The organism is Candidatus Krumholzibacteriia bacterium (assembly GCA_029865265.1).
Taxonomy (GTDB): Bacteria; Krumholzibacteriota; Krumholzibacteriia; order WVZY01; family JAKEHA01; genus JAKEHA01.
Genome location: JAOUHG010000024.1, coordinates 1 through 18,071, shown reverse-complemented (window position 1 = coordinate 18,071; position 18,071 = coordinate 1). Strand labels below are relative to the sequence as shown.

Here is an 18,071-nt window from a genome sequence, read left to right as displayed (position 1 = left end):
AAAAGGGGTCCGCGGAGATCACCTCACGGTGATGTTTCGGGGATGTCGAGCAGAAGGGTGCGCGTGCGGGTCAGATCGGTGGTTCCGATGAGGGTGACACCTTCGGAGAGCAGCCATCGATAGACGCGGGGGCTCTCGGGAGCATGGTGGACGCGGAGCGGCGCGCCATACGCGGCGGCCAGCCTGCGGCCCTCTGCGAGCATGGTGAGACTCGTCGCGGGTATTCCCCCGCGTCCCGCCATGGTGAACCGCCTGCCGTAGGGAATCGTTATCAGGGCGACGGGCAGGCCGGCGGCGTCCGCCTGGGCCGTGCCGGAGTCGCGAACGACGAGCTGAATGCCGAGGTATTCGGGCCAGGGCTGTCGTGATGCGGGCCACCATCCCACCAAGACAGGGCGGACGGCGGGAACCACGTTCGCGTCCTGCGGTTGGAAGAGCTCCGGATAGCGCTCGAGTTCATCCAGCAGCAGGCGAAACGCATGCTCGTCCTTCTCCTTCAACTCGATGTTCAAGAGAAACGAGGTGGCGTCGGGGAGTATGTATCCGCAGTTGTGCAGTTGTTCAAACAGCGGATCCAGGTAGAGGTGCGCGAACGTCCTCGTCGGGTCCAGCTCGCCGCGCTCGTGCCCCACGAGCAGCACCTCGTCCACGCGCAGCAGGTCCGCCTCGACGCCCCGGTAGCCGAGCGCCAGCGCGTCGTGCAGCGGCTGTGCGTTCCGGTAGTCGTTGTGCGAATAGGCCGGTAGCAGTGATTGATGCGCGCACGGATCCCCCGCGTACGCCAGTTCCGTTGCGGCGATACCCAGAATGACGGCCAGAATTGTCCTCATGCGATCGAAGGAAGCCTAGCGCCCGATCATCTTGAGGAAGTCGTCTTCGGAGATCACTTCGACGCCCAGCTTCCGCGCCTTCTCCAGCTTGGATCCCGCCTTCTCGCCCGCCACCACGTAGCTGGTGGTCTTGGACACGGAGCTGGACGCCTTGCCGCCGCGCTTCTTTACCTCGGCCTCGGCGTCTTCGCGGGTGAACTTGCTCAGTGCGCCGGTGAAGACGAAGCTCTTGCCGGCAAACTCGTCGCTCTTTCTCTCCACCTGCGCGAACTCGATGCCCGCCTTGCGCAGCCGGTCGACGAGTTTCAGGTTCTGATTCACGTCCGCCCAGGCGCGGAACTCCTGCGCGATCACATCGCCCACGCCGTGGATCCCGGCGAGTTCATCCGCGCTCGCGTCCAGCAGCGCCTCGACGCTGCCCGCGTGCTCGGCCAGCAGTTCCGCCACCGTCTCGCCCACGTTGCGAATCCCCAGCGCATAGATGAAGCGCGGCAGCGTGGTCTTCTTTGAATGCGCGATGGCGTCGATGACGTTCTGCGCGGATTTCTCCGCCATGCGCTCCAGCGGGAGCAGGTCGTCGATGGCCAGCGCGTAGAAATCGGCGGGCGTCTTGACGAGGCCGGCGTTCACGAGCTGCTCTATGAGTTTCCACCCCAGCCCTTCGATATCCAGCGCGCCGCGCGAGGCAAAGTGGATGAGCTTGCCCAGCACCTGCGCGGGACACTCGCTGTTGGGGCAGCGGGTGACGGCCTCGCCCTCGGGGCGCACCACCGGCGTGCCGCACTCGGGGCATTTTGACGGCAACCTGAACTTGCGCGGGGAGCCCTCGCGCTGTTCGACGATGGGGGCCACCACCTCGGGAATCACGTCCCCCGCGCGCCGCACCCACACCCAGTCGCCCACGCGCACGTCCTTCTTGTCCACCTCGTCCTGGTTGTGCAGCGTGGCGTTGGACACGGTGACGCCACCCACGCGCACGGGATCGAGCCGCGCCACCGGTGTGAGCGCGCCGGTGCGCCCCACCTGCACCTCGATGCCGAGCACGCGCGTGCGCGCCTCCTGGGGCGGGAACTTCCAGGCAATCGCCCAGCGCGGCGAGCGCGAGCGCGTGCCGGCCTCCTGCTGGGTGGCGATTGAATTCACTTTGATGACGACGCCGTCGATCTCGTACGGGAGTTTGGCGCGGCGCTTCTCGAGGTCTCCGTGGAACGCGACGATCTCGTCCACGTCCTTGACCCGCTTCGAGAGCGGGTTCACCGGCAATCCCCAGTGCTTGAGCGCCTGCAGGATATCCCACTGCGTATCCAGGCCGGTTTTCTCCGAGGTGCCAATGCCGTAGGCGAAGAACTTGAGCGGCCGCGTGGCGGTGACCTTCGGGTCGAGCTGCTTCAGGGAACCGGCGGCTGTGTTGCGCGGGTTGGCGTAGAGCTTGCCACCCTCGTCGGCCTGCTTCTGGTTGATGCGCTCGAAGTCGGCGAGCGCAAAGTACACCTCGCCGCGCGCGCTCAGCGTCTGCGGCGGCGTGGGGCCCTTGCCTTCCGCGCGCAGCCGCAACGGAATGGCACGGATGGTCTTCACGTTGGCGGTGATGTCCTCGCCGTTCACCCCGTCGCCGCGCGTGGAGGCTTGCGCGAGGACGCCGTTTTCGTACACCAGCTCCACCGCCACGCCGTCCATCTTGGGCTCGCACACAAAGTCACTTACCTCCCCCACCACGCGCTCCAGGCGTTCGCGCCACTCGCGCAGCTCCTCCTCGTCCATGGCGTTTTCGAGCGAGAGCATGGGCACGGTGCGCGACACCACCTGGAAACCCTCCGCGGGTGCCGCACCAACGCGCTGGGTGGGCGAGTCCGGCGTGCGGAACTCCGGCCACGCTTCTTCGATGGCCTCCAGCCGGCGCAGTAACGCGTCGTACTCGGCGTCGGCCACCTCGGGGTCGTCGAGCACGTAGTAGCGGTAGTTGTGGTGTTCGATGTCGCGCCGCAGCGCCTCGACATCCTTCTTCGCGGGCTTGCGGGCGGGCACATTGCTTGCTTTACTGCTCACACGGCGATTGTAGCAGAGGGCCCGCAAACTGTGTAGAATGCACCCCCATGACGAAGGACCGCACGCAACCCGCCACGGAGCGCCCCCGCATCGGGGAGCTGGAACGCATCGGCCCCGACGGCCGCGACGCCCTGGTGATCGGGGTGGAGGCGCCGGGGTTCGAGGCGCTCTCGCTGGAGGAAAAGCAGTTCGCCTTCCTGATGACCCGCGCCGCCATTGCCGGCAACGGCATCTCCTTCCAGCAGTCGCACCGCCACGCCGACACCATCGCGCGCCTGCTGGAGGCCATCTTTCTGCATTCCGACGGGCTCGACCCCGCCGTGCGCGACGCGGTGCACGAGTACCTCAAACTGGTGTGGATCCACCACGGGCAGTACCACCACCAGACCCACGCCAAGTTTGCGCCCCCCACGCTCACGCCGGACATGCTCAAACGCGCGGCGCACCACGCGGTAAAGAACGGCGCGCGCCTGCCGCTCGAGGGCACACCGGTGGACGCGCTGCTCGCGGGCCTGCACGACGCCATCTTCGACACCGCCCACGAGCCGGTGCAAACCAACCAGTCCGCGGGTGTGGACATCGTGGCCACCAGTGCCGTCAACTACTACGACCCCGGCGTGACCCTGGCCGACATCGAGGCGCAGCCGCCCGAGTTCCGCGAGCGCATCAACGTGCGCTTCGCAAAGCGCGACGGGCGCGTGGTGCCGGAGGTGTACAGGATCGGCGGGTTGTACGGGCGCGAACTGGAGACCATCTCGCACTTCGTGCGCCTGGCGCTGCCGCACGCGGAGAGCAGCGAGCAGCGCGCGGCGCTGCAGTCCCTGCTCACCTTCTACGAGACCGGCGACGAGAAGCACTTCCGCGAGCACATGGTGCACTGGCTCAAGAGCGACGCGCGCGTGGACTACCTGAACGGTTTCATCGAGAGCTACCTCGACCCGCGCGGCGTGATTGCCAACTTCGAGGGCAACGCAAGCTTCCGCGCCGGCGCGGGGCTCACCGAGAAGATCGCCGACGAGGCGCCGTACTTCGAGGCGCGCATGCCGTGGCCGGATATCTACAAGCGCACCGAAATCTCGCGACCGGTGGCCAAGATCGTCAACGTTCTGGTGGAAACCGGCGATGCGGGGCCGGTGTCGCCGGCGGCGTTCAATCTCCCCAACTACAACGACCTGCGCCGCGACCACGGCAGCAAGAACATCATCATCTATAATGTGGAGAACACGCGCACCGAGGGCATCGAGAAACTGGTGGTGAACGAGTTCTACCTGCCCGAGTACCACGACGCGGTGCTGTCGCTCTCCCACTCCATCGTACGCCCGCTCAAGGTGTACCTGCACGAGATCGTCGGCCACGGCTCGGGATGCCCGGACCCCGCGCTGGGCAGCGTGGACCCGCGCAGCAAGCTGGGGCGCGCGTACTCGTCGCTGGAAGAGGCGCGCGCGGACCTGGTGGCGCTGTACCACATCGGCGATCCCATCCTCTCCGACATGGGCGCGTACGTGCCCTCGCTGCGTAACCTGGTGGTGGAGACGGCGTTCGTGACCTACCTGCAGGGCTGGCTCTCGCGCATGGACCGCATCGAGGGCACCACGGTGCGCGAGGCGCACGACCGCGGCCACCACGCCATTCTCAACTGGCTCCTGCGCGGCGGCTACGACGGCCACAACTACGGCGTGGAAGTGATCCAGGTGAAGGGCGACTACTTCGTGCGCGTCAACGACACCGACGCCGCCCACCGCGGCGCGGGCGAGCTGCTCAAGCGCCTGCAGATCATCAAATCCACCGGTGACACCGACGCGGCGCACGCGCTCTTCGACCAGTTCGGCACCCAGGTGGACCCGGCGTGGAAGGCCAACATCGCCACGCGCCGCGAGAAGCTCAAGCTCCCCCAGCTCAAGGTGTTTGCGTTCCCACACCTCAGGCCCGTCATCCGAAACGGCAAGATCGCCGATGTGAACCTTGCGTACGACGAGGACCTCACCGCCCAGCAGCTGCGCTTCCGGCGCCTGGAGCACTCCCAGGACATCGCCGACGACTGAAGGACCCGCCAAAACGAGCGCTTGACCCGGGGCCAACCCGGGACTTATACTTGAATTCTAGCCGACCAGCCGACCATGACCGCCTCGCGCCGCAACGGAGGTTTCACGCATGGCACGGTTTCTACTCGCTCTCATTCTCGCGGTCATTCTTGCCCCGGCATCTATCAATGCCTTCCCGTGGGACGACCAGTTCGGCCTGCGCGGTTTCCCCGGCGACCCCACCGACGGCACCATCCATGACCTCGTGGTCATTGGCGGGGATCTCTACTCCGTCGGGGAATTCAACACCATCGGAGGGGTGAACGCGCAGTGCATCGCGCGCTGGGATGGGAATGCCTGGACCAACGTGGGCGGACCCGTCTTCGGACTGGGTTCCCTGCAACCAACCATCTTCACGCTGGCCGGCACCCCGGACTCCATTGTCGTTGTGGGCAGGTTTGTCACCGTCAACGGCTCCCCGGGCGAGATGGCGATCTGGGACGGCAACACGTGGACCGGCATTCACGATCCCCTGCTCGAGCAGAGCCAGTGGCTCTTCTCCCTCGCAACCGATGGCAGCAACGTCTACATCGCCGGCGATTACCCCTCCTTCGTGTCGAAGTGGGACGGCACCACCGTCACCCAGATCGGCATCGCCGGTGGCACCAGCAATCTTGCCGTCTGGTCGCTGCTCTGGTACAACGGCGGCCTGGTGGCGGGCGGGAACTATCACAGCATGAACGGCGCCGACGCTTACCACCTCGCCTTCTGGGACGGCGACTCGTGGACCAACATGCAGACCGACCTGCCGTACATGTGGCCGGGCAAGCTTTTCGAGCGCAACGGCGACCTGTACATGTGCGGGGGGCGCGCGTTCGGCTACCCGAGCGTCCGCTACCTGCAGAATGGGCAGTGGTATGATGCCGTGGCAGATGAGGCAGACTGCGCGACGATCGGCTCTTTCACCGACGCCCTGTTCTTCAACGACAGACTGTATCGCACCATGGTGTGCGGCAGCACGGTTCCCGGCGGCACCCCCGTGGACGGCGTGGCCAAATGGACCGGCAGCGCGTGGGACAACATGGACGGCGGCGTCACCTACAGCGGACAGTACGCGGCGGCGGGGCCGCTGGCCGAGTACCAGGGCAATCTAATAGTGGCCGGCGAGTTTACCGCCGCCGGCGGGATGCCCGCACTCAACCACCTCGCCATGTGGGACGGCGAACGCTGGGTTGCCAACGCACCCGACAAACGCGTGCGCGCGCTGGCCTCGTCCGGCTCCGACGTCTATCTGGGCGGCGACTTCCTGCAAGCGTACGACACGCCGGCGGCACGCGTGGTGCGCTGGGACGGCAACGGTTGGAGCGCGCTGGGCGGCGGCGTCAACGGAACCGTGCACGCGATGCTCATGGTGGGAAGCGATCTGTACGTGGGCGGTGAGTTCACCGACGCCGGCGGCAGTGGTGCCGCGTACCTGGCGCGCTGGGACGGAAGCACGTGGTACCCGGTGGGCGCATCATTGGGTGGTCCCGTGTACGCGCTGGCCAGCGACGGAACCAACCTCTATGCCGGTGGCGGTTTTCTCTCATTCCAGGCCGAGATCCTGCAGAAGATCGGCCGCTGGGATGGAAGTGCGTGGCACGCGGTCGGCGGCGGACTCACCAACACCGGTTCGGTGCGTGCGCTCGCCGTGAACGGAAGCGACGTGTACGCGGGCGGCGACTTCAACTACGCCGCCGGCCAGCCGGTGGGAAACGTCGCCCACTTCGACGGCACCAGTTGGAACACCATGGCGTTCGGATTCGACGACGGCACCGTGCGCGCTCTCGAATTCCACGGCGGCGTGCTGTACGCGGCCGGTGACTTCGTGCACTGGGGACTCGACGTGATGAACCACGTCGCCGCCTGGGACGGCAGCCTGTGGCAGAAGTTGGGCGATCCGCAGAACCCCGGCGTCGACGGACCGGTGCGCGCGCTGGCGTCGGCGGGCGGTGTGCTGTTTGCGGCGGGCGCCTTTGCCAACGCGAGCGGCTTACCGGCCGGAAACATCGTTTCCTGGAATGGTTCCGCGTGGGCCGCCATGGACAGCGGCCTCGACCGGCCCGCCGACGCCCTGGCTGTGGGCGAAGGCGCCCTGTTCGTGGGCGGCGAATTTGCCACCGCCGGCGGAAACGGCGCTCACCGCTTCGCGAGCTGGGCCCTGACGCCCACCGCCGTGGCTTCCACACCTCCGCCAGCGCGCGCGGCCATGCTGGAACCCGCGGTCCCCAACCCGTTCAACCCGTCCACGCAGATCCGCTACCGCGTGGCGCAGGATTCCCGCGTCACCATCGGCATCTACGACGTGGCCGGGCGCCGCGTGCGCCTGCTGGTGGACGAGTTCGTGCCCGCCTCGGCGAACGTGCACAGCCGCGAGTGGGACGGAACCGCCGATAACGGCGCGCGCGCCGCGAGCGGGGTGTTCTTTGTGCGCATGCAGGCGGGCGGCGCCACGGAAACGCAGAAGATCGTGCTGTTGAAATGAAGGGCTAGCGGTAGAGCGCCTTCACGCGTCCCCAGGTGGTGCTTTCGACGGGAACCGTGCAGTTCACGTGGAGGGATCCCCCGCCGCTGCAGGGCAGCTCCATGAAGTCGCAGCCGTTGCACACGATGTACGGCTCATCTCCGGGATACGGAACGATGCGAAGGCAGCTGCACGCCGATGACGTTCCCGGCAACAGGTACGTCACGCTGAGCACGATCACATCCACCGCGACACAAGACGCGTAGTAGATCTCGATGCCCGACGCGGACGTGCCGATGACCTCCGCGAACTGCGACGCTTCCGAAGACCAGATCCCCGCGAATCCCGGATCGGCGACCAACTTGAACCGGGACCCGGTGACCCCGTTGTGGTTCACGTGGGCAATGTAAACGTCGGCAATCCGCGGTGGAAAGGCATCCACCAGCGAGGAGTCGGTGAGTTCGGCATCCGAGAAGATGGCGATCCGGCCGCGCCCCTGGGCATCCGCGGTGATCGCCAGCCCGGTCATCAGCACCAACACTGTCAGGGCGAGTCGCATGGGTGAATTATAGCACTGCGCGGCCACTACAAGGGAGCTTGCCGATCCACGCGCCACCCGCTACCATCCCCCCATGATCTTCCACCAGATTGACGCTGGCGGGGACCGCAACTTCGCCTATCTCATTGCCGACAAGGACGGCGGCAGCGCCGTCATCATCGATCCCCCGCCCGATCCCGAGAAGTACGCCGGCTTGATCGACGGCCACAGGCTCAACGTGGAATACATCGTCATCACCCACGGCCACAGCGACCACTCGTGGGGCATGGCGCCCGCGAAGAAGCGTTTCGGCGGGAAGACCGTGGGCCACACCACCATGCACCTCCCGCTCGACGTCAAGGTGGACGAGGGCGACACGCTCGCGCTCGGCGATCTGAAGCTGGAGTTTATCTACACGCCCGGCCACACCGACGACCACGTGTGCGTGGTGTGCGGCGGGCACGTGATCACCGGCGATACGCTGTTCGTGGGCAAGGTGGGCGGAACCGACCTCGGCCCCGGCGCACGCCGCGAGTGGGAGAGCCTGCAGAAGCTCATGAAGCTGCCCGACGACACCGAGGTGTGGCCCGGCCACAACTACGGGGTCGCACCCACCTCCACCATCGGCCACGAGCGCAAGACCAACCCGTTCCTGCTCCAGCCGGACTTCGACGCCTTCATCGACCTCAAGGCCAACTGGCTTGACTACAAGCGCAAGCACGGCATCAAGTAGCCGCGTGCTGGAAACAAAATGCCCGGCGTCCGCCACAGGGCGGTCACCGGGCATTCGTGCGTTCGTTTCTCTCCTGTCAGTCTAGCGGTACAGCGCCTTCACGCGCCCCCAGGTGGTCTGCTCGGTTGCGAGCGCGTTCTGACACGGACACGTGGGACCGCTGCTCACTTTCACCGAACCGCCGGCGGCATCGTGCTCATTGAAGTTGCAGTCCACCACCTGGGCGGGGGTGGAAAAGTTGTCCCAATATGACGGATGCGTCGCCGCGAATTCACAGCACGGCGCGGGGCCACCGCCCATGAACTCTATCGTACCGAGGTAAAGCGGAAGTTCCAGGCATTCCTTGAAGGCGATGGAAAGCCCAAGCGGGCTCTGGGTATCACCGAGGGCCAGCCAGAAGTCACCCACCGGGTCCTCCATTGATGACGGGTAGATGACTTGCACGGCGGGATTGTCGCGGATCCAGGTGGTGCCCGCCCAGCACGCCGGAATCTGCGCGCCAAAGAGGACGGCGGTTACGCCGCCGCTGCCCGTCAGAATGACGTGGACCGACGAGACACCCACGCCGCTGCTCGCAAGCTCGCACGACGATACCGAAGTACCGCCCGAGAACTCGAGCTTGTACGACTGCGCGCTCGCCGTCACGGCGCCAAGACAGATCGCTGCCAGAGCGACCAGTACCAGTTTCTTCATTTGGAGTTCCTCCCTCCGGATTCTCACGGGGCGTGATTCAACCGCAAGGCAGCGGGGTGGTGCGGCAGGTTTCTGACTGAACCATAGCCCCCTGGCTAGCTGCGTCAACCTGTGGATGTTCGCCTACTACTGAGAGTCGGACCCCGCCCACCCGCCTCCCGGGGCACGCCGTTTGCACGATCGCCCTTCGGGGAGCCGGTCGAATCCATACAACTTGTGATTCGACAACTGGTTGGCCCCCAGGAGGCGAATCGCACATGGCCGGATTCTTGCCAGCCACCGCCGAGCGGATCGACGATCTTGCGTCGGAACTGGTCCTTTCCCTGGAGCTTCAACGCGGCGAGGGCTGCGACCTGGCCGCCACCGAACAGGCCGCCGAACGCCTGGTCAACGCCATCCACGGCGCCGTGGTAGCGGCCGAGGACATCGAACGTCCCGGGAGCACCGCCAACGTAGAAGACGTATGCAAGCTGGTGGAGTCCGCCTACGTGCAATGGAAGAGCGTGGACAAGGCCTTCGCGACCACCATCCGTCTCGCCTACGAACACCAGATTCCGCGCAGCAACCTCCTGCTGGACGACATTCGCGTGGGCCTGCGCCAGCGCGCCGGCGATCCCATTGCCGAGAGCTACACCGAACTGCGCCACCGCTGGAGCGAGCACGTCGACGCGCGCCCGTGGGATTCCTTCCGCAACCGCACGTCGTCGCACGTGGACCGCGGCGCGCTCGACACGGCACTGGGCGCGCTTGCGCACGGCGATGACCTCGACGTGGAAGACGCCATGACCATGATCACCGGCGACCTGCGCCACCTCTTTGCCGACCACCTGGCCACCCACCCGCGCGACGCCGAGGACATCGAGATCGGCCTGTGGAAGCGTCCGGAGATGCTGGTGGCGGGCGATTTCTGGGGCCACCCCAAGCGCGTGCGCCTCATCGACGTCCTCGCCGAGCACGGCTCCACGCGCTCGCGCGCGGCCGCGGGCACGCTGGCGGGACTGTTTGCCCCCAGCCAGAAGGGCGCGGCCTCGGTGGTGCGCGCGGTGCACGACGTGGGCGACGCGCACCGCGAACGCTTCACGCGCTGCCTCATGCTGCACCCGGACTACGAGGTGCGCCGCTACGCGGTCAACAACACCGACATCAGTTCGGTGTGGAAGGTGGTCACGCCGGAAACCGTGCCCTGCGCCAGCATCCTGACGCTGCTCGAGCGCATGGTCGGCTCCAGCCGCTACACCACCGCACAGCGCAAGATATTCTTCAACACGGTCTACCGCCGGCTGCTCACCCTCACCAGCCGCTCGGACGTGCTGTACACGCGCGGCATCGCGCGCATCTTCGTGAAGCTCAACTTCTTCTTGGAGGACAACTACTTCCACAAGCTCGCCGCCCTGCTCGACTACCTCGCCACCAAGGAGACCACACACGGCATCCAGGACGGCGTGCTGGCCGATTACATCGCGCGCGTGCGCCGCGAGAAGGAACGGGTGGGGTCGGTTGCGGGCGAGGATCCGTCGTTCGACGGGGTCCCGCTGGTGGTGCTGCGCAAGATCGCGCGCGACGGGCACTACTGGAACATGCTCATCGCGCACCCCATCGCCAAGATCGCGCGCGAGGTGGTCCCGCACGTGTCCACCCGCGACCGCGCCCTGGCGACCGCCAAGAACCACCGCGTCAACCCGGAGGTGCTGCGCGGGCTGGGCCGGCGGCGCGAGCTGTTCTCGGCCTTCAACGCGCGCATGGCGCTGCTGACCAACCCGCAGACGCCGGTGGCGATTTCGATGAACTATCTCTCGGATCTATCGGTGAAGGACGTGGAGTCGTTGCTGCGCCGCTCCACCCTGCACCCCGAGCTGCGGCACATCTTGCGGGCGCGCTACGAGGCCTCGCGGCGCTGACTCAGAGTTCGATCTCGGCACCGATCTCCAGCACGTGGTTGGCGGGAATGCGGAAGGTGTCCGACACCAGGCTCGAGTTGCGCGCCATGAACGAGAACAGGCGCTCGCGCCACATCGCCATGCCCTTGCGGCGCGTGGCCACCAGGGTCTCGCGGCTCATCACGTAGGTCACCTCGCTGGGGTCGATCTCCAGCCCCTGCTCCCGGCAGCGGCGCAGCAGCCGAGGCACGTTCGGCATCTCGTCGAAGCCGTAGCGCGCCACCACCCGGTACATGTTGTCATCCAGCGACTCAACGCTGAGCCGCTCCGACATGGGCACACGGGGGACGCGTTCGGTCTGCAGCGACAGGATGATCACGCGGTCGAACATCACGTTCAGGTGGCGCTGGATGCGCATCACCGTGGGTGGGACGTCGCTGGGGTCGCGTTCCAGGAAGACACCGGTGCCGCGTACCCGGGTGACGGTGGCGCGCTTCTTCTTGAGCTCCTCAAAGGACGTGCGGCGTTCATCCACACGCGCCTCCAGCAGCACGCGACCGGTCCGCCACGTCGTCATCACGATCAGGATGCCCACCCCGATGGCCAGCGGGAACCATCCCCCGTCCCATATCTTGATGACGTTGGCGCTGAAGAAGGCAATGTCCACCACCAGGAAAACCAGGCACACCCCAAGCGCCGCGAACACATTCCACTTCCACACCTGGTGCATGGCGATGAAGAGCAGGATGGTGGTGATCACCATGTCGGTGCTCACCGCGAGCCCGTACGCCGAGGCGAGGTTGCTGGAGGTCTTGAAGCCGAACACCAGTGCGATGGTGGCGATGAGCAGGCCGGTGTTCACGAAAGGAATGTACACCTGGCCGATTTCCTCGTCGGAGGTGTGCTGCACGTGCATGCGCGGAATGAAACCCAGCTGCGCGGCCTGCCAGGTCAGCGAAAAGGCCCCCGCAATGACCGCCTGCGACGCAATGATGGTGGCGGCGGTGGCCAGGATCAGCATGGGGATGAGCGCCCACTCCGGAAACATGTGGTAGAAGGGGTTCACGGCGTACTCGGGCGAGCGCATGAGGAACGCGCCCTGACCGAAGTAGTTGAGCGCCAGCGCGGGCAACACGATGGAGAACCACGCCCGCCGGATGGGCGCCAGGCCGAAGTGGCCCATGTCCGCGTACAGGGCCTCGCCGCCGGTCACCACCAGGAACACCACGCCCAGCGTCATCACCGAGTGGATTCCGTGCTCGGCGAGAAAGCGCACACCGTACATGGGGTTGACCGCCTTGAAGACCACCGGCGACTGCACGATGGATATGACACCCCACACCGCGAGCGCGAGCATCCACACAAAGGTCACCGGGCCGAACAGCTTCCCGATTTGGCCGGTGCCCCGCCGCTGCAGGCGGAACAGCCCCAGCAGGATCAGGGCGGTGATGGGCACCACGTAGGGTTGCATCACCGGGGTCACCACCTCCAGCCCCTCGATGGCGCTGAGAACCGAGATGGCGGGTGTGATCATGCCGTCTCCATAGAGCAACGCCGCACCGAACAGCCCCAGCGTCACGATGAGCCACTGCCGCCGGTTGGGCTTGCCGGAGAGGTTGGCGACCAGCGCCATCAGCGCGATGATGCCGCCCTCGCCCTGGTTGTCGGCGCGCATCACCACCATGAGGTACTTGATGGAGATGACGATGACCAGCGACCAGAAGACCAGCGAGAGCACGCCGAGGATGTGCTCCGGGGTCACCGCCACCGCGTGCGGACCATGAAAACACTCGCGGATGGCGTACAGCGGGCTGGTGCCGATGTCGCCATAGACGACGCCCAGCGCGGCGACGACCATCGTGAGCGCGCGGGAATTCTTCTCGGGTGCGGCGTGAGACATGGAAGGTGCCTACTATAGCAGAACCGCCCGGGCGGCCGATAGCCATAAGCAGCCCACCGCATCGGCACGCCGCGAGCGGGATTCCACTTGCGCGCGCCGCACCGTTGTCCTAACGTTGCGGGGACGTAGTCGAGTGCTCGCACGGGTTTTCGTATTCTTCACGGCCACCCCGTGCGCGAAACCAGAATGACCGGCAGGGCAACCCCCGTGACCATACTCCCCAGGACACGCGCGCAATGGCGCACCGGCGGGCTGTACGCCCTCGCCGCACTGGCTCTGTTGTTCATCCCCGGCGCCGCGGCCGCCGCGCAGGCGGGGGGCCAGCACCTGGGCGAACGGCTGCAGATCTGGTGGGCCATCCCCTTCGCCGGCATCCTGCTCTCCATCGCGCTGTTTCCGCTGTTCGCGCCGCACTGGTGGCACCGCAACTTCCCGGTCGTGTCGCTGTTCTGGGCACTGCTGTTCGCAGTTCCGTTCATCATCGCGCACCGCGGGCAGGCCGTCACCGAGATCGCCCACATCTACATGGCGGATTACATTCCGTTCATCATCCTGTTGTGGGCGCTGTACTCGGTGTCTTCGGGCATCCTGGTGAAGGGCACGCTGCACGGCACCCCGCGCGAGAACGTCATCATCCTGATCTGCGGCACACTGCTGGCGTCGTGGATCGGCACCACCGGCGCCTCCATGGTGATGATCCGTCCCCTGCTGCGGGCGGTGATGTGGCGCCGGCGCAAGACACACATCGTGGTCTTCTTCATCTTCCTGGTGAGCAACATCGGCGGGGCGCTCACCCCGCTCGGCGACCCGCCCCTCTTCCTGGGGTTCCTGCACCACGTGCCCTTCTTCTGGACGCTGCACTTGCTGCCGGACATGGTGTTCCTGGCCGTACCGCTGCTGACCCTGTTCTATTTCATCGACCGGCGCCTGTACGCGCGCGAGACGCGCGAACAGCCCGTGGAGCAAGTGGGAAAGCTGGGCGTGCGCGGCTGGCAGAACTTTCTGTTTCTCGCCGCCATCGTGGGCGCGGTGCTCATGAGCGGTATGTGGAAGCCAGGCTACGTCTCGGTGGCGGGCGTGCACCTGCAGATTGCGGGCATCGTGCGCGACGCACTGCTCGTCGTGATCGGCCTGGTCTCCTTCAAGACCACGTCCGACGCGATCCACAAGAGCAACCAGTTCACCTGGTTCCCCATCAAGGAAGTCGCCATCCTGTTCGCGGGCATCTTCATGACCATCATCCCCGCACTCGCCATCCTCAAGGCGGGAGAGCACGGCGCACTGGCCGGGCTCATTGCGCTGGCGCACAAGCCCGAGAACTACTTCTGGCTCACCGGCGGCCTGTCGAGCTTCCTCGACAACGCCCCCACCTACCTCACCTTCTTCAATACCGCGCTGGGGGCGTTCTTCCCCAACACGCCGGAGCCGGAGGCGGTGGCACGCTTGATCGAACTGCACGGACACTACCTGCACGCCATCTCGTGCGGGGCGGTGTTCATGGGCGCCAACACGTACATCGGCAACGCGCCCAATTTCATGGTTAAATCGATTGCGGAGGAGGCCGGCGTGGAGATGCCGAGCTTCTTCGGCTACATGTTCAAGTACTCGATCCCGATCCTCATGCCGCTGTTCGTCATCATGACGTTCCTGTTCTTCCGGTAGGCGGGTTGCACGGAGGCACTATGGCTGGCTTCACCGAAATCATCGTTCGCGGCGACGACCGCGACCTGGTTCCCTACGTCACCGGTTTCGCGGCCGGTGCCGGGCTCACCGAAATCTACTTTGCCCACGAGGCCGGATTGCGCCTGAAGGCGCTGCGCGAACGCATCAAGCACCACGGCGAGGTGCAGCACATCATCTGCACGGACAAGAACGTCGCCAAACTGCGCAAGGCCATCGAGGGGGCGGCGCCGCGCTACAAGTTCGAGGTCGTCGAGGAATCCAAGCTGGAGCGGGCCTACCTGCACTTCGAGTTCGACACGCCCAGCCGCAAGGTGGCCGACGAGATCAAGAAGGTCTTCGCCGCGCTACCGGACGGGGTGGCGGTGCTGGACTTCGAGCCGGAGGAGGTCGTACACCCCAACGCGAAGGGGACCGAGGCGTATTCACCCGCGCACGAGTACACCTTCCGCGGCAAGGGCGTGGTGGAGGGCGACGTGGGCGGCGTCATCGAGACGCGCATGCGGCTCGACGACCTCGAGTTCGTGCACCCCGACGAGATCGACCTGCACCGCACCTGATCAGCGCGCGTCGTAGAGGAACTCCTTGGGCGCAACCGCCAGGATGCGCTGCATCAAGGCCGGGTCGTCGGGGAGCAGGCCGGCCGGCACCAGGCGCCGCGTCACCTCCACCCAGTTCGGGTCCGCGGCAAAGACGTCCTTGAGATACGCGATCCCCTCCTTCTCCTGACCCGACGTGATCATGGTGATCGCCGCCCAGTAGCGGATCTCCGGGTTGTCGGGCAGCAGGCGCGCGGCGTCGCCGTAGGCCTTCATGGCGCCCGGCATGTCGCCCACCGCCATCAGGTCGTCGCCCGCGTTCATGCGCTCGTAGGCGCGGTGCACCCCGATGAGGCGGCGCAGTTCCACCAGCGGCTCGGTGCTGTCCTCCACGCGCAGGTCCATGGTGCGCTCCGCCCACGGCCGCCCCGCCGTTTCCCCCGGCACGATGACGATGGCGGCCGACTGCCGGCCACGGATGTCTCCGCCCTCGCGCTGCGCGGCCTCCAGCGCGGCGAGCAGGCGCTCGGCCAGGTCGCCCTTCGTGGTTTCATAGGCCGTTGCCATCGCGTCCCACACCGTGTCCTTCAACATGAGGTTCGCCTGCACCGAGTACTGCGCGCCCGGGTGATCGCCGAATGCGGCGATACAGTTCTTTCCCGTGTGCGCGGCAACATTACCCTGCGCGTCCACCATGGCCACCTGTCTCACCTCGCGCTGCGGGTCGGCGGCGAGCAGTGCGGCGAGCGCCTGCGGGGCGGTCTTTCCGGCGCGCATCAGGTCCAGACCCAGCGGGCCGTAGGACACCTCCGTGAAAGACTGCGTGGCCACCGCACCCACACCGGCCTCGGCCCACGCCACCCGCGCGCCCACCGAGAACCAGTGCGACTGCACCGCCACGCCGAACGCGCCGGTCACCGAGTCGCGCGCGACAATCGAATACGTATGCATGGGCCGCTCGACGGTGGCGGACCCGCCCGGGACGGGCGACAACAGCATGAGGACCGGGACGAGAAGAACAAGTAGACGGCGCTGCATGGCTTTCCTCCGTGGCGTGCGTGCGGGCCGCGGCCGCATTGACGGCGGCCGCGAAAGGGCCTATTCTGTGGGCTCTCCGGCCGTACGCTAACACATGGGCCGCGGGCGCGACAGCCCGCCAAATACCACGGGAAGCCAATCATGAATGCCCCAAAAGAAAGCCTTCTGGACAGGTTCCTCCGTTACGTCAAAATCGACACCCGCTCCGACGAGGACTCCAAGACCTTCCCCAGCACCGACAAGCAGTGGGACCTGCTGCGCCTGCTGCACGAGGAGCTGCTGGGCCTGGGACTCAAGGACGCCACCATCGACGAACACGGCTACGTGTTCGCCACCGTGCCGTCCAACCTGCCGCCCGAGCACGCCATGAAGGTGCCCGTCATCGGGTTCATCGCGCACGTGGACACCTCCCCCGCCATCACCGGCACCAACGTGAAGCCGGTGATCCACAAGAACTACCAGGGCGGCGACATCGTGCTGCCCGGCGACACCACCCAGGTCATCCACGCCAGCGAGTATCCCAACCTGGAGAAAATGTACATCGGCATGGACATCGTCACCTCCGACGGCACCACGCTCCTGGGCGCGGACGACAAGGCCGGCGTGGCGGAAATCATGACCGCGGTGGAGCTCTTCCTGCGCAACCCCGACATCCCTCGCGGCATCATCAAGGTGGGCTTCACGCCCGACGAGGAGATCGGCAAGGGCGCCGATCACTTCGACGTGAAGCGCTTCGGCGCGGACTTCGCCTACACCATGGACGGCGGCCCGCTGGGCGAGATCGAGTACGAGACCTTCAACGCCTTCGGCGCCACCGTTACCATCGACGGCGTGGGCGTGCACCCCGGCTACGCCAAGAACAAGCTGGTCAACGCCATTCGCGTGCTGGGCGACTTCCTCGACAAGCTCCCCCGCGAGCTGAGCCCGGAGATGACCGAGAAGCGCGAGGGCTACATCCACCCCTACATGGTGGACGGCCAGGTGGAGAAGGTGCAGCTGCGCATGCTGCTGCGCGATTTCGAGATGACCGGCATCGAGAAGCAGGAGGCGCTCTTGAAGAAGGTGGCCAACGAGGTGCAGAAGATGCATCCGAAGGCCAAGGTGGCGGTGGAGGTGAAGGAGTCGTACCGCAACATGCTCTACCAGATCGAAAAGGAGCCGCGGCTGGTGAAGTACGCCGAGGACGCCATCGTGCGCGCCGGCATCAAGCCCAACCACACCATTATAAGAGGCGGCACCGACGGCGCGCGGCTGTCGTACATGGGACTGCCCTGCCCCAACCTGTTTGCGGGCGGCGAGGCCATCCACTCGAAGCTGGAGTGGGTGCCGGTGCAGGTGATGGACAAGGCCGCGGAGACCATCGTGCGCCTCGCGGAAATCTGGGCCGAGCGATCGGCCACCAAGCAGTAGGAGGAACGGCCGCCATGTGCAGAAACATCCGACCGCTGTTCAACTTTGAGCCGCCCGCCAGCGACGACGAGGTCTACAACGCCTCGCTGCAGTTCGTGCGCAAGATCAGCGGCACCACCAAGCCGTCCAAAGCCAACGAAATCGCATTCAACGCCGCGGTGCGCGACATCGCCGCCATCGCGCGCACCCTCATCCACAGCATGGTCACCACGGCACCGCCGAAGAATCGCGAAGAAGAAGCCGCCAAGGCAAAGGCCCGCTCG

Annotated in this window: 14 protein-coding genes; 8 read left to right on the top strand and 6 right to left on the bottom strand. The window is 66.1% G+C overall.

Annotated elements, in window-relative coordinates; translation table 11 throughout:
- Positions 1 to 23 precede the first annotated feature (23 nt).
- Positions 24 to 830 (bottom strand): hypothetical protein, encoded by an 807-nt coding sequence (locus tag OEX18_10910; GenBank protein ID MDH4337769.1) that lies wholly within the window; start codon positions 828 to 830, stop codon positions 24 to 26.
- A 15-nt stretch (positions 831 to 845) separates the two neighbouring features.
- Positions 846 to 2,876 carry an NAD-dependent DNA ligase LigA gene (gene ligA / locus OEX18_10905; GenBank protein MDH4337768.1) on the bottom strand — a complete coding sequence of 677 codons (2,031 nt, stop codon included), beginning with the start codon at positions 2,874 to 2,876 and terminating at the stop codon, positions 846 to 848.
- Between the two features lie 47 nt (positions 2,877 to 2,923).
- Here ligA and OEX18_10900 point away from each other — a divergent pair, with 47 nt between their 5' ends.
- Together OEX18_10900 and OEX18_10895 are read left to right on the top strand one after the other, a co-directional pair.
- Positions 2,924 to 4,918, top strand: coding sequence for a dipeptidyl peptidase 3 (locus tag OEX18_10900; GenBank protein MDH4337767.1), 1,995 nt, complete (start codon positions 2,924 to 2,926; stop codon positions 4,916 to 4,918).
- A 109-nt stretch (positions 4,919 to 5,027) separates the two neighbouring features.
- Positions 5,028 to 7,421 (top strand): T9SS type A sorting domain-containing protein, encoded by a 2,394-nt coding sequence (locus OEX18_10895; GenBank protein MDH4337766.1) that lies wholly within the window; start codon positions 5,028 to 5,030, stop codon positions 7,419 to 7,421.
- Positions 7,422 to 7,425: 4 nt separating this feature from the next.
- Here the strand turns inward: OEX18_10895 and OEX18_10890 are convergent, their stop codons facing one another.
- The gene (locus OEX18_10890; protein MDH4337765.1) at positions 7,426 to 7,959 is read right to left on the bottom strand and encodes a hypothetical protein; all 534 of its coding nucleotides are present in this window, start codon (positions 7,957 to 7,959) and stop codon (positions 7,426 to 7,428) included.
- A 73-nt stretch (positions 7,960 to 8,032) separates the two neighbouring features.
- Here OEX18_10890 and OEX18_10885 point away from each other — a divergent pair, with 73 nt between their 5' ends.
- Complete coding sequence (locus OEX18_10885; protein MDH4337764.1) at positions 8,033 to 8,671, top strand: hydroxyacylglutathione hydrolase; 639 nt, start codon at positions 8,033 to 8,035, stop codon at positions 8,669 to 8,671.
- Positions 8,672 to 8,752: 81 nt separating this feature from the next.
- On the opposite strand, the gene OEX18_10880 is transcribed toward OEX18_10885, so the two are convergent.
- Complete coding sequence (locus OEX18_10880; GenBank protein ID MDH4337763.1) at positions 8,753 to 9,364, bottom strand: hypothetical protein; 612 nt, start codon at positions 9,362 to 9,364, stop codon at positions 8,753 to 8,755.
- A gap of 257 nt (positions 9,365 to 9,621) precedes the next feature.
- On the opposite strand from OEX18_10880, the gene OEX18_10875 reads away from it, so the two are divergent.
- Positions 9,622 to 11,262 carry a hypothetical protein gene (locus tag OEX18_10875; GenBank protein MDH4337762.1) on the top strand — a complete coding sequence of 547 codons (1,641 nt, stop codon included), beginning with the start codon at positions 9,622 to 9,624 and terminating at the stop codon, positions 11,260 to 11,262.
- A 1-nt stretch (position 11,263) separates the two neighbouring features.
- Here the strand turns inward: OEX18_10875 and OEX18_10870 are convergent, their stop codons facing one another.
- A complete protein-coding gene (locus tag OEX18_10870; GenBank protein MDH4337761.1) occupies positions 11,264 to 13,141 on the bottom strand; it encodes a potassium transporter Kup in 1,878 nt (625 codons plus the stop codon).
- A 207-nt stretch (positions 13,142 to 13,348) separates the two neighbouring features.
- Between OEX18_10870 and OEX18_10865 the strand changes: the two genes are divergently transcribed.
- Together OEX18_10865 and OEX18_10860 are read left to right on the top strand one after the other, a co-directional pair.
- Complete coding sequence (locus OEX18_10865; protein ID MDH4337760.1) at positions 13,349 to 14,803, top strand: sodium:proton antiporter; 1,455 nt, start codon at positions 13,349 to 13,351, stop codon at positions 14,801 to 14,803.
- Positions 14,804 to 14,823: 20 nt separating this feature from the next.
- Positions 14,824 to 15,381: a hypothetical protein gene (locus OEX18_10860; protein MDH4337759.1), complete on the top strand. Its 558-nt coding sequence runs from the start codon at positions 14,824 to 14,826 to the stop codon at positions 15,379 to 15,381.
- Here the strand turns inward: OEX18_10860 and OEX18_10855 are convergent, their stop codons facing one another.
- The gene (locus tag OEX18_10855; protein ID MDH4337758.1) at positions 15,382 to 16,398 is read right to left on the bottom strand and encodes a DUF1028 domain-containing protein; all 1,017 of its coding nucleotides are present in this window, start codon (positions 16,396 to 16,398) and stop codon (positions 15,382 to 15,384) included.
- Between the two features lie 141 nt (positions 16,399 to 16,539).
- Between OEX18_10855 and pepT the strand changes: the two genes are divergently transcribed.
- Both pepT and OEX18_10845 read left to right on the top strand, forming a co-directional pair.
- Positions 16,540 to 17,808 (top strand): peptidase T, encoded by a 1,269-nt coding sequence (gene pepT / locus OEX18_10850; protein ID MDH4337757.1) that lies wholly within the window; start codon positions 16,540 to 16,542, stop codon positions 17,806 to 17,808.
- Between the two features lie 14 nt (positions 17,809 to 17,822).
- Positions 17,823 to 18,071, top strand: a 249-nt coding sequence (locus OEX18_10845) for a DUF2277 domain-containing protein (GenBank protein MDH4337756.1), incomplete at its 3' end; no start/stop codon positions are given.

Coding starts and splice junctions, on each gene's coding strand:
- pepT (MDH4337757.1), top strand. CDS start 16,540: ATGAATGCCCCAAAAGAAAGCCTTCTGGACAGGTTCCTCCGTTACGTC.
- OEX18_10855 (MDH4337758.1), bottom strand. CDS start 16,398: ATGCAGCGCCGTCTACTTGTTCTTCTCGTCCCGGTCCTCATGCTGTTG.
- OEX18_10870 (MDH4337761.1), bottom strand. CDS start 13,141: ATGTCTCACGCCGCACCCGAGAAGAATTCCCGCGCGCTCACGATGGTC.
- OEX18_10880 (MDH4337763.1), bottom strand. CDS start 9,364: ATGAAGAAACTGGTACTGGTCGCTCTGGCAGCGATCTGTCTTGGCGCC.
- OEX18_10910 (MDH4337769.1), bottom strand. CDS start 830: ATGAGGACAATTCTGGCCGTCATTCTGGGTATCGCCGCAACGGAACTG.
- OEX18_10860 (MDH4337759.1), top strand. CDS start 14,824: ATGGCTGGCTTCACCGAAATCATCGTTCGCGGCGACGACCGCGACCTG.
- OEX18_10895 (MDH4337766.1), top strand. CDS start 5,028: ATGGCACGGTTTCTACTCGCTCTCATTCTCGCGGTCATTCTTGCCCCG.
- OEX18_10890 (MDH4337765.1), bottom strand. CDS start 7,959: ATGCGACTCGCCCTGACAGTGTTGGTGCTGATGACCGGGCTGGCGATC.
- OEX18_10900 (MDH4337767.1), top strand. CDS start 2,924: ATGACGAAGGACCGCACGCAACCCGCCACGGAGCGCCCCCGCATCGGG.
- OEX18_10875 (MDH4337762.1), top strand. CDS start 9,622: ATGGCCGGATTCTTGCCAGCCACCGCCGAGCGGATCGACGATCTTGCG.
- OEX18_10885 (MDH4337764.1), top strand. CDS start 8,033: ATGATCTTCCACCAGATTGACGCTGGCGGGGACCGCAACTTCGCCTAT.